This is a genomic window from Streptomyces sp. ITFR-6, from assembly GCF_031844725.1.
In the GTDB taxonomy this organism is placed as follows: Bacteria; Actinomycetota; Actinomycetes; order Streptomycetales; family Streptomycetaceae; genus Streptomyces.
This window is the reverse complement of sequence record NZ_CP134612.1, coordinates 1198466-1212948: the sequence shown is the minus strand read 5'-3', so window position 1 is coordinate 1212948 and position 14483 is coordinate 1198466. Positions and strand designations below refer to the sequence as shown.

15 protein-coding genes and 1 pseudogene are annotated in these 14483 nt (G+C 69.9%); 11 read left to right on the top strand and 5 right to left on the bottom strand.

Going from position 1 to position 14483, the window contains the following annotated elements:
* Window positions 1-98 precede the first annotated feature (98 nt).
* The gene (locus RLT59_RS05165) at window positions 99-416 is read left to right on the top strand and encodes a transposase (RefSeq protein WP_311302275.1); all 318 of its coding nucleotides are present in this window, start codon (window positions 99-101) and stop codon (window positions 414-416) included.
* Between the two features lie 154 nt (window positions 417-570).
* Here the strand turns inward: RLT59_RS05165 and RLT59_RS05160 are convergent.
* A pseudogene (locus tag RLT59_RS05160) lies at window positions 571-1062 on the bottom strand (IS3 family transposase); the annotation flags it as partial.
* Window positions 1063-1160: 98 nt separating this feature from the next.
* Here RLT59_RS05160 and RLT59_RS05155 point away from each other — a divergent pair.
* The 4 genes from RLT59_RS05155 (at window position 1161) to RLT59_RS05140 (ending at window position 4440) form a co-directional block, all read left to right on the top strand.
* Entirely contained in the window at window positions 1161-1358 is a 198-nt protein-coding gene (locus RLT59_RS05155) for a hypothetical protein (protein WP_311302274.1), read from the top strand.
* Window positions 1359-1661: 303 nt separating this feature from the next.
* Window positions 1662-2921, top strand: coding sequence for a bifunctional 3-oxoadipate enol-lactonase/4-carboxymuconolactone decarboxylase PcaDC (locus RLT59_RS05150; protein ID WP_399126837.1), 1260 nt, complete (start codon window positions 1662-1664; stop codon window positions 2919-2921).
* Window positions 2922-2934: 13 nt separating this feature from the next.
* Window positions 2935-3597 carry an MBL fold metallo-hydrolase gene (locus RLT59_RS05145; RefSeq protein WP_311302272.1) on the top strand — a complete coding sequence of 221 codons (663 nt, stop codon included), beginning with the start codon at window positions 2935-2937 and terminating at the stop codon, window positions 3595-3597.
* A 63-nt stretch (window positions 3598-3660) separates the two neighbouring features.
* Complete coding sequence (locus tag RLT59_RS05140; RefSeq protein ID WP_311302271.1) at window positions 3661-4440, top strand: exodeoxyribonuclease III; 780 nt, start codon at window positions 3661-3663, stop codon at window positions 4438-4440.
* 65 nt (window positions 4441-4505) lie between these two features.
* Here RLT59_RS05140 and RLT59_RS05135 read toward each other — a convergent pair whose 3' ends face one another.
* Window positions 4506-5693: a Cmx/CmrA family chloramphenicol efflux MFS transporter gene (locus RLT59_RS05135; RefSeq protein WP_311302270.1), complete on the bottom strand. Its 1188-nt coding sequence runs from the start codon at window positions 5691-5693 to the stop codon at window positions 4506-4508.
* 495 nt (window positions 5694-6188) lie between these two features.
* Between RLT59_RS05135 and RLT59_RS05130 the strand changes: the two genes are divergently transcribed.
* The 6 genes from RLT59_RS05130 (at window position 6189) to murJ (ending at window position 12192) form a co-directional block, all read left to right on the top strand.
* Window positions 6189-6629 (top strand): DUF6278 family protein, encoded by a 441-nt coding sequence (locus tag RLT59_RS05130; protein ID WP_311302269.1) that lies wholly within the window; start codon window positions 6189-6191, stop codon window positions 6627-6629.
* A gap of 182 nt (window positions 6630-6811) precedes the next feature.
* Window positions 6812-7555: an amino acid ABC transporter ATP-binding protein gene (locus RLT59_RS05125; protein WP_311302268.1), complete on the top strand. Its 744-nt coding sequence runs from the start codon at window positions 6812-6814 to the stop codon at window positions 7553-7555.
* Between the two features lie 14 nt (window positions 7556-7569).
* On the top strand, window positions 7570-8481 hold the full coding sequence (locus tag RLT59_RS05120) for a glutamate ABC transporter substrate-binding protein (protein WP_311302267.1): 912 nt from the start codon (window positions 7570-7572) through the stop codon (window positions 8479-8481).
* Window positions 8482-8497: 16 nt separating this feature from the next.
* Window positions 8498-9142: an amino acid ABC transporter permease gene (locus RLT59_RS05115; protein WP_311302266.1), complete on the top strand. Its 645-nt coding sequence runs from the start codon at window positions 8498-8500 to the stop codon at window positions 9140-9142.
* Window positions 9139-10011, top strand: a complete 873-nt coding sequence (locus tag RLT59_RS05110; protein WP_311302265.1) for an amino acid ABC transporter permease — start codon at window positions 9139-9141, stop codon at window positions 10009-10011. The genes RLT59_RS05115 and RLT59_RS05110 overlap by 4 nt, the downstream gene beginning before the upstream one ends.
* A 492-nt stretch (window positions 10012-10503) precedes the next feature.
* Window positions 10504-12192 carry a murein biosynthesis integral membrane protein MurJ gene (gene murJ, locus RLT59_RS05105; RefSeq protein ID WP_311307620.1) on the top strand — a complete coding sequence of 563 codons (1689 nt, stop codon included), beginning with the start codon at window positions 10504-10506 and terminating at the stop codon, window positions 12190-12192.
* Window positions 12193-12220: 28 nt separating this feature from the next.
* Here the strand turns inward: murJ and RLT59_RS05100 are convergent, their stop codons facing one another.
* From RLT59_RS05100 to RLT59_RS05090, 3 genes are all read right to left on the bottom strand, one after another.
* A complete protein-coding gene (locus RLT59_RS05100) occupies window positions 12221-13078 on the bottom strand; it encodes an ABC transporter permease (RefSeq protein ID WP_311302264.1) in 858 nt (285 codons plus the stop codon).
* Window positions 13075-14199: an ABC transporter ATP-binding protein gene (locus RLT59_RS05095; RefSeq protein ID WP_311302263.1), complete on the bottom strand. Its 1125-nt coding sequence runs from the start codon at window positions 14197-14199 to the stop codon at window positions 13075-13077. The genes RLT59_RS05100 and RLT59_RS05095 overlap by 4 nt, the downstream gene beginning before the upstream one ends.
* A gap of 121 nt (window positions 14200-14320) precedes the next feature.
* Window positions 14321-14476 carry a VenA family class IV lanthipeptide gene (locus RLT59_RS05090; RefSeq protein WP_311302262.1) on the bottom strand — a complete coding sequence of 52 codons (156 nt, stop codon included), beginning with the start codon at window positions 14474-14476 and terminating at the stop codon, window positions 14321-14323.
* Between the last annotated feature and the right edge of the window lie 7 nt (window positions 14477-14483).

Below are 14483 nucleotides of genomic sequence, written 5' to 3'. Positions count from 1 at the left end.
AAGTAGCACCAGGTGGGAAGCAAGTACACGAAGCGGTACACCGAGGAGCGATCCGTTCCGGGTTCGGCAGAGACTCGACCCCGTGAAAGGATTGAGTCATGGCGCGCCCCTCCTCCTACACCCTTGAGCTGCGCAAACGAGCGGTCCGCATGGTCGTCGAGGTCCGCGGCGACTATCTGAATGCGTCGGCTGCGTTGAGGGTGGTCGCCCAGAAGCTCGGTATCGGCTCGGCCGAGACCTTGCGGAACTGGGTGAAGCGGGACGAGATCGACTCCGGACAGCGTCCGGGCACGACATCGGAGGAGTCCGCGGCGATGAAGGCGCTGAAGAAGGAGAACGCCGAACTGCGGTGGGCGAACGGCATCCCGAAGGCTGCGGCGTCTGAGAGGCCTCGCGGTTTCCGGACAGGCTTCTGACCGTCTATTTCACGCGGTGATTCGCAACTTCTCGCACTCGGCACTAAATTCGCGCGGAGAGTGGTAACTCACCGCCGAGTGGAGGCGTTTGCGATGTACCGGAATTCGATGTAGCGAGTGATGTCCTGCTGGGCGGCCTCGCGTGTCAGGTAAGTCACCCTGATGCGCGCTCGTTCTTCAGGGCGCCGAAGAACGATTCGGCCGTGGCGTTGTCGAAACAGATCCCGGTGCGACCGGAAGATCTACGAAGCCCGAACCGGTCGAGCGTCCTCCCGAACTCGGCTGACATGTAGTTGCTGCCGTGGTCGGAGTGAAATATCGCGCCGGCCGATAGGTTCCTATTCCGTGCCGCGTTGCGGATCGCCCTGGATATCAGCGCAGTTTGGTAATGGTCGTCCATCGCGTAACCGATGACTTCCCTCGTGCAGCAGTCGATTACCGTCGCGAGGTAGAGCCAGCCTTCCCCAGTCGCGATATAAGTAATGTCGCCGAAGAGCTTTTCGCCGGGTGCATCCGCGGTGGAGTTGCGGCCGACGAGGTCTGGCACCTGGCCGGCCACAGCCTGCGTGAGGTTGAACCTCTTCGGCCGTGGCTGGCAGGGCACCAGGCCCGGCTCACGCATGAAGCGGCGTACCAGCTCCACGCCCGCGGCGACGCCCCCAGCGGTCGAGCTGGGCCTGGACGCGCCAGTGCCCGTAGGTACTGTCGGACACTTCGAGGCTAAATCTCCGTCATACGCGGGCCATGATGGGAAACAAAACCGTCATCGAGAAGGACACCAGGTCAATGGCGGGGGAACGCGTTCTCCCGCTGCCCGCTCCGGTAAAAGAAGCCTTGAAGAAGTCCAAGGCTCTCCAGGCTGCTGAGAAGTTGGCTCTGGGAACGGGCTACGCGGATAGCGGCTATATGTGCGTGATGCGGCCCGAGAAATCCACACGATGAAGCAACTCCGTACTCGCGCCTACAAGCTCATGGCAGACATCGGACTCCGTCAGGTGCGTCTCTACGACGCGCGTGCATCGTGTTTTTACCTGCCTGGCCAACAACGGGGTGCCGGATCGCCTCCTGGCACGATGGGCGGGGCACACCAACGTGAAGACCACCAAGCGCTGGTACATGAAGCCGGACGCAGAGGATCTTCGTGAAGCCGCTACGACATGGGGCGGTCTTCACAGCGCTCAGGAGGGCGGTGTGTGAGACGGCTGTGAGACGTGGGAGCGTGTGAGCGTGAGCGAGACAGACAACATGACGGTGAAGTACCAGGTAGATGGGCCACAGGACGCACCCGTGCTGGTGCTGGGGCCCTCCCTCGGTACCACCTGGCACATGTGGGACCGGCAGATAGCCGAGCTCACCCAGCACTGGAGAGTCTTCCGCTTCGACCTCCCGGGCCACGGCGGCGCGCCCGCCCACCCCGCGACCTCCGTCGGTGAGCTCGCCGGCCGGCTGCTCGCCACCCTCGACGGCCTCGGCGTTCAGCGCTTCGGATACGCGGGCTGCTCCATCGCCGGCGCGATCGGGGCCGAGCTCGCGCTGCGCCACCCGCACCGGGTGGCATCGCTGGCCCTGGTGGCCGCCTCCGCGCGGTTCGGCAGCGCCGACGAGTTCCGGCAGCGCGGGGTGATCGTCCGCACCAACGGGCTGGAGCCGATGGCCCGCGCGGCCCCGGAGCGGTGGTTCACCTCGGGGTTCGCCGCCGCGCAGTCGGCCATCGTCGAGTGGGCCGTCCAGATGGTCCGGACCACCGACCCCGGGTGCTACATAGCCGCCTGCGAGGCCCTCGCCGCCTTCGACATCCGAGGGGAGCTGGGCCGGATCGGTGTCCCCACGCTCGTCCTGGTCGGGGCCGAGGACAAGGTCACCGGGCCCGGTGACGCCCGCACCCTGGTCGCGGGGATACCCGACGCCCGGCTGGCCCTGGTCCCCGGCGCCTCGCACCTGGCCCCGGTCGAGCAGCCCGGAGCCGTCACCGATCTCCTGCTCACCCATTTCTCCGCCGCCTGGCAGGACACCCAGGCGGCCATCCCCGCGCCCGCCTTCGCCCCCAGGCTCTCCGCCCCCGTACTGCCCGTCGCGGAGATCACGGCGGCCCCCGCGCGGCCCGCGGACCCCTCGCAGGGGCGCGCCGATCCGTACCCGCAGGGCATGCGCATCCGCCGCGAAGTACTCGGGGACGCCCATGTGGACGGGGTCACGGCCGCCTCCGACGGCTTCACGGAGGGCTTCCAGGAGCTCGTCACCCGATACGCCTGGGGCGAGGTCTGGGGCCGGGAGGGGCTGGACCGGCGTACGCGAAGCACCGTCACGCTCACCGCGCTGGTCGCCTCCGGGCACCTGGAGAGCCTGGCCGCACACGTCAGCGCGGCCCTGCGCAACGGCCTGACCCCGGTCGAGATCCGGGAGGTCCTGCTGCAGACGGCCGTCTACTGCGGCATTCCGGCCGCGAGTGCCGCCTTCACGATCGCGCAGTCGGTGATTCAGGCCGAAACGACACCGCCCGCGTAGCAGAATGGAACACATGAACGCTGTGAGTCCCGAGCCGTTCGCGCTCACGCTGACCAAGAAGTTCCACTCCTGCATCCGTCTGGAGAAGGCCGGACGCACGGTCGTCATCGACCCGGGCGGCTTCTCCGAGCAGGACGCCGCGATCGGCGCAGATGCGGTCCTGGTCACACACGACCACCCCGACCACTTCAACGAGGAGCGGCTGCGGGCCGGCCTGGAGGCCAACCCAGCCGCCGAGATCTGGACCCTGCGCAGCGTGGCCGGGCAGCTGAGCGCGGCGTTCCCCGGGCGCGTCCACACCGTCGGGCACGGTGACACCTTCACCGCCGCCGGGTTCGACGTCCAGGTGCACGGCGAACTCCACGCGGTGATCCACCCGGACATCCCGCGGATCACCAACATCGGCTTCCTGGTCGACGGCTCGCTCTTTCACCCCGGTGACGCGCTCACGGTGCCCGACCGGCCGGTCGACACACTGATGCTTCCGGTGATGGCACCGTGGAACAAGATCTCCGAGGTCATCGACTACGTCCGCGAGGTGAAGCCGCGCCGCGCCATCGACATCCACGACGCGCTGCTCGCCGACCTTGCCCGCCCGGTCTACGACAACCAGATCGGCGGCCTCGGCGGTACCGACCACGGCCGGCTGGCGCCGGGGGAGTCGATGGAGGTGTGAGGGCCGGCACCCCGGCGGCCGCCACGCGTATCGATGTCAGTGGGAGCCGCTAGGTTTACGTACATGCGCATCGCCACCTGGAACGTCAACTCGATCACCGCCCGCCTGCCCCGGCTGCTCGCCTGGTTGGAAAGCACCGGCACGGACGTGCTGTGCATCCAGGAGACCAAGTGCACCGCGGAGCAGTTCCCCACCGAGGCGCTCCGCGAGCTCGGCTACGAATCCGCGGTCAACGCCACCGGCCGGTGGAACGGGGTGGCGATCGTCTCCCGGTCCGGGCTGTCCGACGTCGTGACGGGGCTGCCGGACGGCCCCGCGTACGACGCCGTGCAGGAGCCGCGCGCGATCAGCGCGACCTGCGGACCGCTGCGCCTCTGGTCGGTGTACGTCCCCAACGGCCGTGAGGTCGAGCACGAGCACTACGCGTACAAGCTGCGCTGGTTCGAGGCGCTGCGGATGGCGGTCGCCGCGGACGCCGCCGGAGCGCTGCCGTTCGCGGTCATCGGTGACTTCAACGTCGCCCCGACCGACGAGGACGTCTGGGACCCGGCCCTCTTCGCAGGCGCCACCCATGTCACGCCCGCCGAGCGGGCCGCCCTCGCGGCGCTGCGTGAGGAGGGCCTCTCCGACGTCGTGCCGCGCCCCCTGAAGTACGACCGCCCCTACACCTTCTGGGACTACCGCGAGCTGCGCTTCCCGAAGAACAAGGGCATGCGGATCGACCTCGTCTACGGCAACGCCCCGTTCACCGCCGCCGTCAAGGACAGCTACGTGGACCGCGAGGAGCGCAAGGGCAAGGGGGCGTCCGACCACGCCCCGGTGGTCGTCGACCTCGACCTCTGAGCAGTGTGCGGGCTCGGGCGTCCGTCTGGGGCGCCCGAGCCCGCACAGCTTCTTTCACGCGACGATCAGCCGGAGCCCGCTGCCCCGTCCGGCACCGCTGTCGCCTCCGGTGCCGGGCGGCAGGCCCATGCGGTTCCGGCGGTACCGAGCGCCAGGGCCATCAGCAGCGCGCTCACCCAGAGCGGCGCCCGGAAGCCGTACCCCGCACCGATCGCGAGCCCGCCGATCCAGGGTCCGAGGGCGCCGCCCACATTGAACGCCGCGGTGGCGAAGGAGCCGGCCAGCGTCGGCGCACCGGCCGCCAGCCGGAACACGTGCGAGATCAGCGCGGTGCCGGTGCCGAACGCCAGCATCCCCTGGACGAGAACGAGGACCACCACCGTCGCGGGGCTGCCCGCCGTACACGCGAACAGGGCCCACCCGAGGGCCAGCGCCACCAGGCCGGCCGCGGTCAGCGCGATGGGCCGGGAGTCGATGACCCGGCCGCAGACGGTGACCCCGATGAACGAGCCGGCCCCGAACAGGGCGAGCAGGACCGGCACCCACGCGGAGCCGAACCCGGTGACCCGCGTGACGATCGGTTCGAGGTACGAGAACGCGCAGAAGGTCGCGCCCTGGACGAGCGCGCTCGTCAGCAGCGTCAGCCGCAGCCCGCGCCCGGACAGGCTGCGCAGTTCGGCGCGGGCGCTCGGCAGGGCGGACGGGGGCCGGCCCGCCGGAATCGCCGCCGCGATCACGGCGATCGCCGGCAGCGAGACGAGGGCGACGGCCCAGAACGCCGCCCGCCACCCCCACTGCCCGCCCAGCCACGCCCCGGCCGGCACCCCCGCCACACAGGCGACGGTGACGCCCCCGACCACGACGGAGGTGGCGCGGGCCCGCGCCCCTCGCCCGGCCAGGGCGACCGCGGTCACCAGGGCGACGGCCCAGAAACCGGCGTTCGCCAGCGCGCCGACGACCCGCGTCGCGAGCAGCAGACCGTAGCTGGAGGTGACCGCGCCGATGACATGGACGGCCGCGAAGACGCCGAGGAAGAACAACAGGGCGCGGCGGCGCGGCCAGTTACGCCCCAGCAGCGCCATCAGTGGCGACCCGATCACGAGCCCGACGGCAAAGGCCGAGGTCAGGAGGGCTGCGGCGGGGATGGAGACGTGGAGCTCGGCGGAGATGCCCGAGAGCAGGCCGGACAGCATGAACTCGGAAGTGCCCTGGGCGAAGACGGCGAGCCCGAGCGCGTATACGGAAAATGGCATGAAGAAACCCCATGGACGGCTGATGGACAGAACCGGTCGGGGATGCGGGCCGCACCCGCTCGAATCGACGAGCGGCGACACGGCGGAACGGTCAGCGCGATCGTGCCCGTGACCCGGCACGTCGGCGGAGCCGTGAAACCGGGGGATCAGCACTCCGGTGCGTAGGGCCTGTCGTCAGGCCGGAAAGCAACCCGCAACCGCAGGGGTCCGCGATGGCAGCCGTATGCGGCCGACGAGGACCCTCAGGCCCGGCCGGTCCGGAAGCCACCGTGGACCGGTGGCCGGCGTCTGTCGGACTCGGGGCTGCGCATGAGGCGAAAGTACCAGTGCGCGGCGGGCCGCCACCACCGCTTTCACCGGGGCCGGACGCGGGCCCGCCGAACGTGTCCGTGTGCGGCCGGGTGAAATCGCGGGGTACATCAGGTGTTCAGCGCTCGAACGGCGGGCCGCGCGTCCTGTGGTGCGGGCACGGGCCGGGATGCGACCCTGAGCGGTATGAACATCCCTTTCTTGGACAACTGGCGTAAGCGTCACGACGGTACGCCGGAGACGGGGCTCGCCGCCGCTGTCGACGCCGATCCGGAAGGCGTGGCCCAGCTGCTCGCCGAATGTGACCTGCTCCGCGTCCGGGCGGGGGAGCGCGGGCTCGAACTCGACGACAGCCCGGTCTCGTTGGCGGCGCTGGATCAGCTTCCGCCGCGCTGGCGTGACGACCCGGAGGAGCTGCCCTGGCTGGGCAACGACGCGGGCCTCTACCTGGGCACGGTACTGGTGCGCAACGTTCCCGGCGCGCACTGGCACATCTGGCCGAGTGGTCAGCCCGTGGTGCGGCTCGCGTCCGGGCGTGAGATCGATGTGGTCGAGGCCGGTCTGAGCTGGGCGATGTCCGGCAGTCCTGAGCTGTCCCAGATCTACTCGGAGTCGGCCGAGGGCTGAGGGGTCCGGCGTCCGGACCGGGACGCTTCCCCGGCCGGTCCCCAGCCCGTCCCCGAGCCGTTCCGCGGCCGGCTAGATAAAACGCCTTATGCCCCATTTACGCGTGTCGGGTGTGAAGTCCCTTGCCGCGATGGATAGTTTGCGCTGACCTGGACCAAGCGGACAAGTGGGTAGGGCAGCGTATGGCCGTCGATCCGTTGATCGAGCTGCGTGACGTCAATAAGTTCTACGGAAAGTTGCACGTACTGCAGGACATCAATCTCACCGTCGGACGCGGAGAGGTGGTGGTGGTCATCGGCCCCTCGGGCTCCGGCAAGTCAACGCTCTGCCGGACGATCAACCGGCTCGAAACGATCGAGTCGGGCCACATCACGCTCGACGGCAGATCCCTTCCCGAGGAAGGCAGGGGGCTCGCCGAGCTGAGGGCCGAAGTCGGCATGGTCTTCCAGTCGTTCAACCTGTTCGCGCACAAGACCGTACTGGCGAACGTCTCGCTCGCCCAGCTCAAGGTCCGCAAGCGGAAGAAGGACGAGGCCGACCAGCGCTCCCGGGAACTGCTGGACCGGGTGGGGCTCGCCTCGCAGGCCGACAAGTACCCGGCCCAGCTCTCCGGCGGCCAGCAGCAGCGGGTGGCCATCGCCCGCGCCCTCGCCATGGACCCCAAGGCGCTCCTCTTCGACGAGCCCACCTCCGCGCTCGACCCGGAGATGATCAACGAGGTGCTGGAAGTGATGCAGCAGCTCGCCCGGGAGGGCATGACCATGGTCGTCGTCACGCACGAGATGGGCTTCGCCCGGTCCGCCGCCAACCGGGTCGTCTTCATGTCCGACGGCCGCATCGTCGAGGACCGCGTCCCGGAGGACTTCTTCACCGCACCGGAGAGCGACCGCGCCAAGGACTTCCTGTCCAAGATCCTCAAGCACTGACGGGAGGCCCTGTGTTGCGTACGAGAAAAGTACTGGCCGTCTGTGCCGTCCTGCTGCTGGCTCTCCTCGCCGCCGGCTGCGGCAAGGACGGCAGCCCACCGGTGAAGGGGCCGAAGGCCGGGGCGCTGCCCGTGTACCGGGTCGACACCGGCTTTCGGCTGCCGGACTCCAGGACCTGGACGCAGGCGAAGAAGCGCGGATACCTCCGGGTGGGCGCCAAGGAGGACCAGCCCTACCTGGGTGAGAAGGACCCCGCCACCGGCGTCTACTCCGGCTTCGACATCGAGATCGCCCGGATGATGTCGGCCTCGCTCGGCTTCGACCCGAAGACGATCCGCTTCAAGACGATCGCCTCCGCCAACCGCGAGACGGCACTGCAGAACGGGCAGATCGACTACTACGTCGGCACCTACACGATCAACGACATGCGCAAGAAGCTCGTCGGATTCGCCGGCCCCTACTACATGGCCGGACAGGGGCTGCTGGTCCGCACGGACGAGAACGACATCCACGGCCCGCAGGACCTGGCGGGCAAGACGGTCTGCTCCGCGGCGGGTTCGACCCCGTACCAGCGGATCGCCGCCGACTACCCGAAGGCCGACCTGGTCTCGTACGACACGTACTCCATCTGCGTCGACAACCTGCTGACCTACCAGGTCGACGTCGTCACCACCGACGACGCGATCCTGCTCGGCTTCGCCGCCAAGGCGTCCGACGAGATGAAGGTCGTCGGAAAGCCCTTCTCAGAGGAGCCGTACGGCATCGGCGTCCCGCGCAACGACAACGCCCTGCGGGCCGCGCTGAACAACGCGCTGGAGGCCAACGAGAAGAACGGCAACTGGAAGAAGGCCTACGAGGCCACGCTCGGTCTCTCCGGGGCGCCCGCACCGAAGCCGCCGCCCATCGACCGCTACCCGGCGACCTGAGAGGACGACCAGAACCATGGACGTACTCACCGAGAACTTCTCGCTCTACGGCAAGGGCTTCCTCAGCACCCTCGAACTCACCGTCTACGCCTCGATCCTGGCGATGGTCCTCGGCTTCGTGATGGCCTCCTGCCGGGTGGCACCGGTCGGCTCGTTCCGGGCGATCGGCACGGTCTGGGTCATGGTGCTGCGCAACACCCCGCTCACCCTGCTCTTCTTCGCCGTACTGCTCGGACTGCCACGCTTCGGCCTGGTACTGCCGTTCAAGGTGTTCGCGGTCATCGCACTCGGCTGCTACACCTCCGCCTTCATCTGCGAGGTGCTGCGCTCCGGCATCAACACCGTGCCCACGGGCCAGGGTGAGGCCGCCCGCAGCCTCGGCATGACCTTCGGGCAGACACTCGGCAACGTGGTGCTCCCGCAGGCGTTCCGCTCGGTGATCCCGCCGATCGGCTCGACGCTCATCGCGCTGGCCAAGAACTCCGCCATCGCCGGGGCGTTCAGCGTCACCGAACTGCTCGGCACCTACAAGACCCTCAACGAGCTGGGATACAGCATCATCTGGACCTTCGTCTGGATCGCCGTCGGCTACCTGATCATCACGCTGTCCATCAGCGCGGTCTTCAACGTGATGGAGAAGCGCTGGGGAGTCGGCCGATGACCAGTCACTCCGCGCCCTCCGCCACCGCTCTCTACGACATCCCCGGACCGCTGACCCGCAGACGGCACCTCGTCTACGGAGTCGTCGCGACGGTCCTGATCCTCGCCCTCGTCGGCTGGGTCATCTACCTGCTCTTCGACACCGACCAGTTCACCAGCGCCAAATGGACGCCCTTCGAGTACAAGGGCATCCAGGAACTGCTGCTGCGCGGCCTCGGCAACACCCTCAAGGCGTTCGCGTACGCCGCGGTGCTCTCGCTGGCCCTCGGGGCGCTCCTGGCCGTGGGGCGGCTCTCCGACCACCGGCCGGTGCGCTGGGTGGCCACCGTCCTCGTCGAGTTCTTCCGCGCCATGCCCGTACTGGTGATGATCTTCTTCATCTTCGTCGCGCTGAAGGTACAGCCGCTGCCGGCGCTGGTCGCCGGGCTGACCCTGTACAACGGCTCGGTGCTCGCCGAGGTGTTCCGCTCCGGCATCAACTCGGTCGAACGCGGCCAGCAAGAGGCGGCGTTCGCGCTGGGCATGCGCAAGACGCAGGTCACGACCTTCGTGCTGGCCCCGCAGGCGGTGCGCGCGATGCTGCCCACCATCATCAGCCAGCTGGTGGTGGCGCTGAAGGACACCTCGCTCGGCTATCTGATCACTTACGAGGAATTCCTTCATGCCGGGAAGCTCATCGCGTCCAACCTCGACTACGATCTTCCCTTCATCCCCGTGGTGATGGTGATCTCGCCGATCTACATCGGGATGTGCATGCTGCTCTCCTGGTTCGCGACCTGGATGGCGAAGCGGCAGCGGCGCAATCCGAGGACGGAGGCGGTGGACGTCGCACCCGCCCCACCAGGAACGCTCCAGCCGGGAGCGCGGTAGCCGGGAACTGCCGTGAGGCGGTGCCCGGGAGCGGTGCCCGCCCGGTAGCAGCCGGTGATCACTTCTCGTGCAACGGTACGGACCGCATGACGGTCCGCACCGGCGAGGGGAAGGTCAGCTGTGAGCCGGCCGGGCTGTGCTCGGTGCGCAACGGGCCGACGGTGTCGGCCATCGGGGCGCGTCGGTGACCGGCCGGGTCGCCGTGGGAGCCGGAGAACCACTCCGGGCCCACGGGGAACGGCCGGCCCGGCGTCCGCCGTGACGCTCCCGGCGGCCCACGGCACCTCGGCGCGCACCGCCGCGAAAACGCCCTCCCCGCGTCCGGTACCGTCCCCCCTTCGATCCCGACGACCACCCCCTCGCCCCCGCCGCGCCGCGGTCCGGCACCGGCGAGGAGGTCGTCGAGACCCTCGGAGAGTGGGAGACATCGGTGCGCGCAGCAGACGGCAACACCACCCCGCCCCGGACGGACCGGGCCCGCCCGGCGCGCCGGTGACGGCCGCGGACGCGACCACCGGGGCCGCCACCCAGGAGCACGAGCAGCAGGGATCCCGCTCGGTGCTGCGCAGCGGCGCCGTCATGGCCGCCGGCTCCGTCGTCTCGCGGGCCACCGGATTCATACGCTCGGCGGTCGTCGTCGCCGCGCTCGGCACCGGACTGCGGGCCGACGGCTACACGGTCGCCAACACCCTGCCCAACATCCTGTACATGCTGCTGATCGGCGGCGCCCTGAACGCCGTCTTCGTCCCCGAACTCGTCCGCGTCGCCAAGGAACACGCCGACGGCGGGGCCGCCTACACCGACCGGCTCCTCACCCTCTGCACGGCCGGACTCCTCGCCCTCACCGCACTCGCCGTCGTCGGCGCCCCGCTGATCATCTCCCTGTACGCGCCCACCTACGACGGCGACCAGGCCGAACTGACCATCGCCCTGGCCCGCTACTGCCTGCCCCAGATCCTCTTCTACGGGCTCTTCACCCTCCTGGGACAGGTGCTCAACGCCCGCAACAGGTTCGGGGCGATGATGTGGACCCCGGTCCTCAACAACGTCGTGATCATCGCCGTGTTCGGGCTCTACCTCTGGACCGCGGCCGACTCGGACGGCAGCCTCACCTCCGCGCAGGCCCAGCTGCTCGGCTGGGGGACCACAGCCGGGATCGCCGTACAGACCCTCGCCCTCGTACCCGCCCTGCGCGCCGCGAAGTTCCGCTGGCGGCCGAGGTTCGACTGGCGCGGCAGCGGTCTCACCCGGCCGCTGCGCGCGGCCGGCTGGCTCGTCATGCTGGTGCTGACCAACCAGGCCGCCTACTGGGTGGTGACCCGGCTCTCCACCGCGACAGGCCAGCACGCGGTGGACCAGGGCGTGGCCGGCGGCGCCGGGTACACCGCGTACAGCTACGCCTTCCAGCTGTGGGTGGTGCCGCAGGGCATCGTGACCGTCAGCCTCGTCACGGCGCTGATGCCGAGGATGAGCCGGGCGGCGGCCGAGGGCGATCTGGCCGGGGTGCGGCAGGACGTCTCGTACGCGCTGCGGACCTCGGCCGCCGTGGTGATTCCGGCCGCCGCCGCGCTGCTCGCGCTCGCGCCGTGGGTGATGGGAGCGGTGTTCGGCTACGGGCAGACGGGCCCGGCCGACATCACCGTGATGGCGGGCATGATGGCGGCCTTCGCACCGGGGCTCATCGCCTACTCCGGGCAGTACGTGCTTTCCCGCGGCTTCTACGCGATGAGCGACACCCGCACCCCGTTCCTCCTGAACCTGGTCATCGCGGCGCTCAACGCCGGCCTCGCGGTCGCCGCCTACCTGCTGCTCCCCGCGCGCTGGGCGGTCACCGGGATGGCCGGGGCGTACTCCGTCGCGCTGTTCGCCGGTTTCGCCGTCACCGCGTACGTGCTGCACCGCAGGGTCTCCGGGAGCGGCGCGGAGCGGCCCTCGTTGTCGCGCTCGCCCGGAGTGCGGGCGCATGCGCGGCTGGTGGCCGCCTTGGTGCCGGCGGGGCTGCTGGCGTACGCGGCGGCCCGCGCCGTGGACACGGTGGGCTCCGGGCTGGAGGACTTCGGCGCGGCGGGCACCGGGATGGCGGTCCTCCTCCTGGTGGTGGCGCTGCTGGCGGGCCCGCTGCGGCTGACCGAGGTCAGCACCGCGCTGGCCGCCGTCCGGGGCCGACTGCGCCGGGGCTGAGTCCGGGACCCGCGCAGGGACTACGGGGCTACTCCAGGCGGTTGAAGCGGTGACCGGCCCACAGCAGAGCCCCCGCACCGCAGGCGAGGAGCAGGACGGCTTCGAGCAGGAGAGAGGGCTGCCGCCCGGCCCAGTCGATCCCGCCGACGGCCGCCCGGCCCGGTGCCCGCAGGGCGATGCAGCGGCGCAGCAGGTCCACTCCGTAGGCCAGCGGGTTGGCGGCGGCCAGGGTGTGGGTCCAGGAGGGCAGGGACTGGAGCGGGAAGAATCCGCCGGAGAGGAAGAGGAGCGGGGTCATCACCACGCCGAGCAGCGTGTGGAACGTCTCGGCCCTGCGGAGGCTCACGGCCAGGGCCAGGGCGAGCGAGGTGATGGTGAACGAGATCAGGATCATCCCGCCGAGCAGCAGCACCAACAGGAGCGGGTCGTAGGGCAGCCCGACCAGGCCGGCCAGCCCGAGCAGTACGGCGCCCTGGACCGTGGCGACCAGCGTTCCACCGGCACAGTTGCCCAGGAGGAGGGTCGAGCGGCGGACCGGGGCCATCAGGAGTTCGCGGAGGTAGCCGCTCTGGCGGTCGAGGATCAGGCGGATGCCGACCATGATGGCCGGTGTCTGCACCGTCATCATCAGCATGCCGGGGAAGAGGTACGTCTGGTAGCCGACGCCCAGGGACGCGGTGGGGATGAGGGTGTTCAGCCCGCCTCCGAGGACGAGGAGGTACAGCACCGGGTGGAGCAGCATCAGCGCGACATGGGCGCGCTGGCCGGTCAGGCGGAGCAGATCGCGGTAGACCAGACCGTGCACCGCGCGGAGTTCGTGCCGAGAGCGGCTCACCCGTTCGGTGCCCGGGGCGGTCGCGGAAGGGCGCAGGGGGAGCGTGGTCATTGGCCGCCGCCGGATTCCGCCGCCGCTTCGGACGGGCCGGCAGTGGCGGACGACTGGCCGGGGCGCGTGGTGTGGATGCTGCGGCCGGTGTGGTGGAAGAAGACGTCGTCGAGCGTGGGCGGGGTCGCCGACGCGGCGTGTACGGCGATGCCGTGGCCCGCCAGCTCCGCGCACAGGCGGGGAATCCAGGAGCTGCCCTCGGGGACCCGGAGGCAGACGCCGTCCGCGTCCACCGTGACGGAGTGTCCCGGCGGCGCGCTCCGGCGGACGATCCGGTGCGCCGTGGCGTCCTCGCTGGTGCGCAGCACGACCCGGTCGTCCCCGATCGCGACCTTCAGCGCGAGCGGAGAGCCCTGCGCCACCAGTCCGCCGTGGTCGATGATGGCGATGCGGTCGCAGTTCTCCGCCTCTTCGAGGTAGTGCGTCGTGACGAAGAGCGTGCTGCCGTGCCGCTCGCGCAGGGCGAGCAGATGCTCCCAGATCTGCGCACGGGCGTGCGGGTCGAGGCCGGTGGTCGGCTCGTCCAGGAACAGCACGGCGGGAGCGTGCAGCAACTGACGGGCGATCTCCAGGCGGCGGCGCATACCGCCGGACAAGGTGCTCACGGGGGAGCGGCGCCGGTCGGTCAGCCCGGCCGTCGCGAGCACCTCTGCGGCGCGGCGGCGCGCTACGTCCCGTCTCAGCCCGTAGAGGCGTGCGTGGATGCGCAGATTCTGCTCGGCCGTCAGGTCGGGGTCCAGAGCGCTGTGCTGGAACAGCATGCCGACCTGGCGCCGCAGTTGATGGGCCTGGGTGCGCACATCGGCTCCGGCGACGGTGGCGTCACCGGCGGTGGGACGGGTCAGGGCGCACAGCATGGCGATCGTGGTGGACTTCCCGGCGCCGTTGGGGCCGAGGAAGGCGAAGGTCTCCCCTTCCTCCACGTCCAGGTCCAGTTCGCGCACCGCGTGGGTGGTGGTGCCGTCCGGCCCGGGGTAGCTCTTGGCCAGACCCCGCGTCCTGATCGCGTACACGGGACCGGGGCCCGGTACCGGAACGGGGCGGGTGACCTCCGGACCGGTGCGGGTGGTTGTCATGAGGGCTGCTCTGGAGAGATCGTCATCACCGGCGTGAAGCTGCATGTGGTCCGGCCCTCCTCTTGGGATTCTCGTCTCGACCCCCGCGAACCAGGCATGGTCCAGACGCTGATCCGGCCGGCGGCTGTCCCGGGACAGCCATGCCGGCCGGGTGGTGCTACCACGCCTAGGCGCAGCTGATGCCGATACACACCGTGTTCAGCACGGTCAGCAGACCGACGCACTCACACGTCCCGGAGAACGACGCTCCGTCGACGCCGACCGGGTCCGTCTCGGGAAGGGCGTGGAGGTGCGCCAGCAGTTCGAGGTCCTGGATTTCCATGGGATTC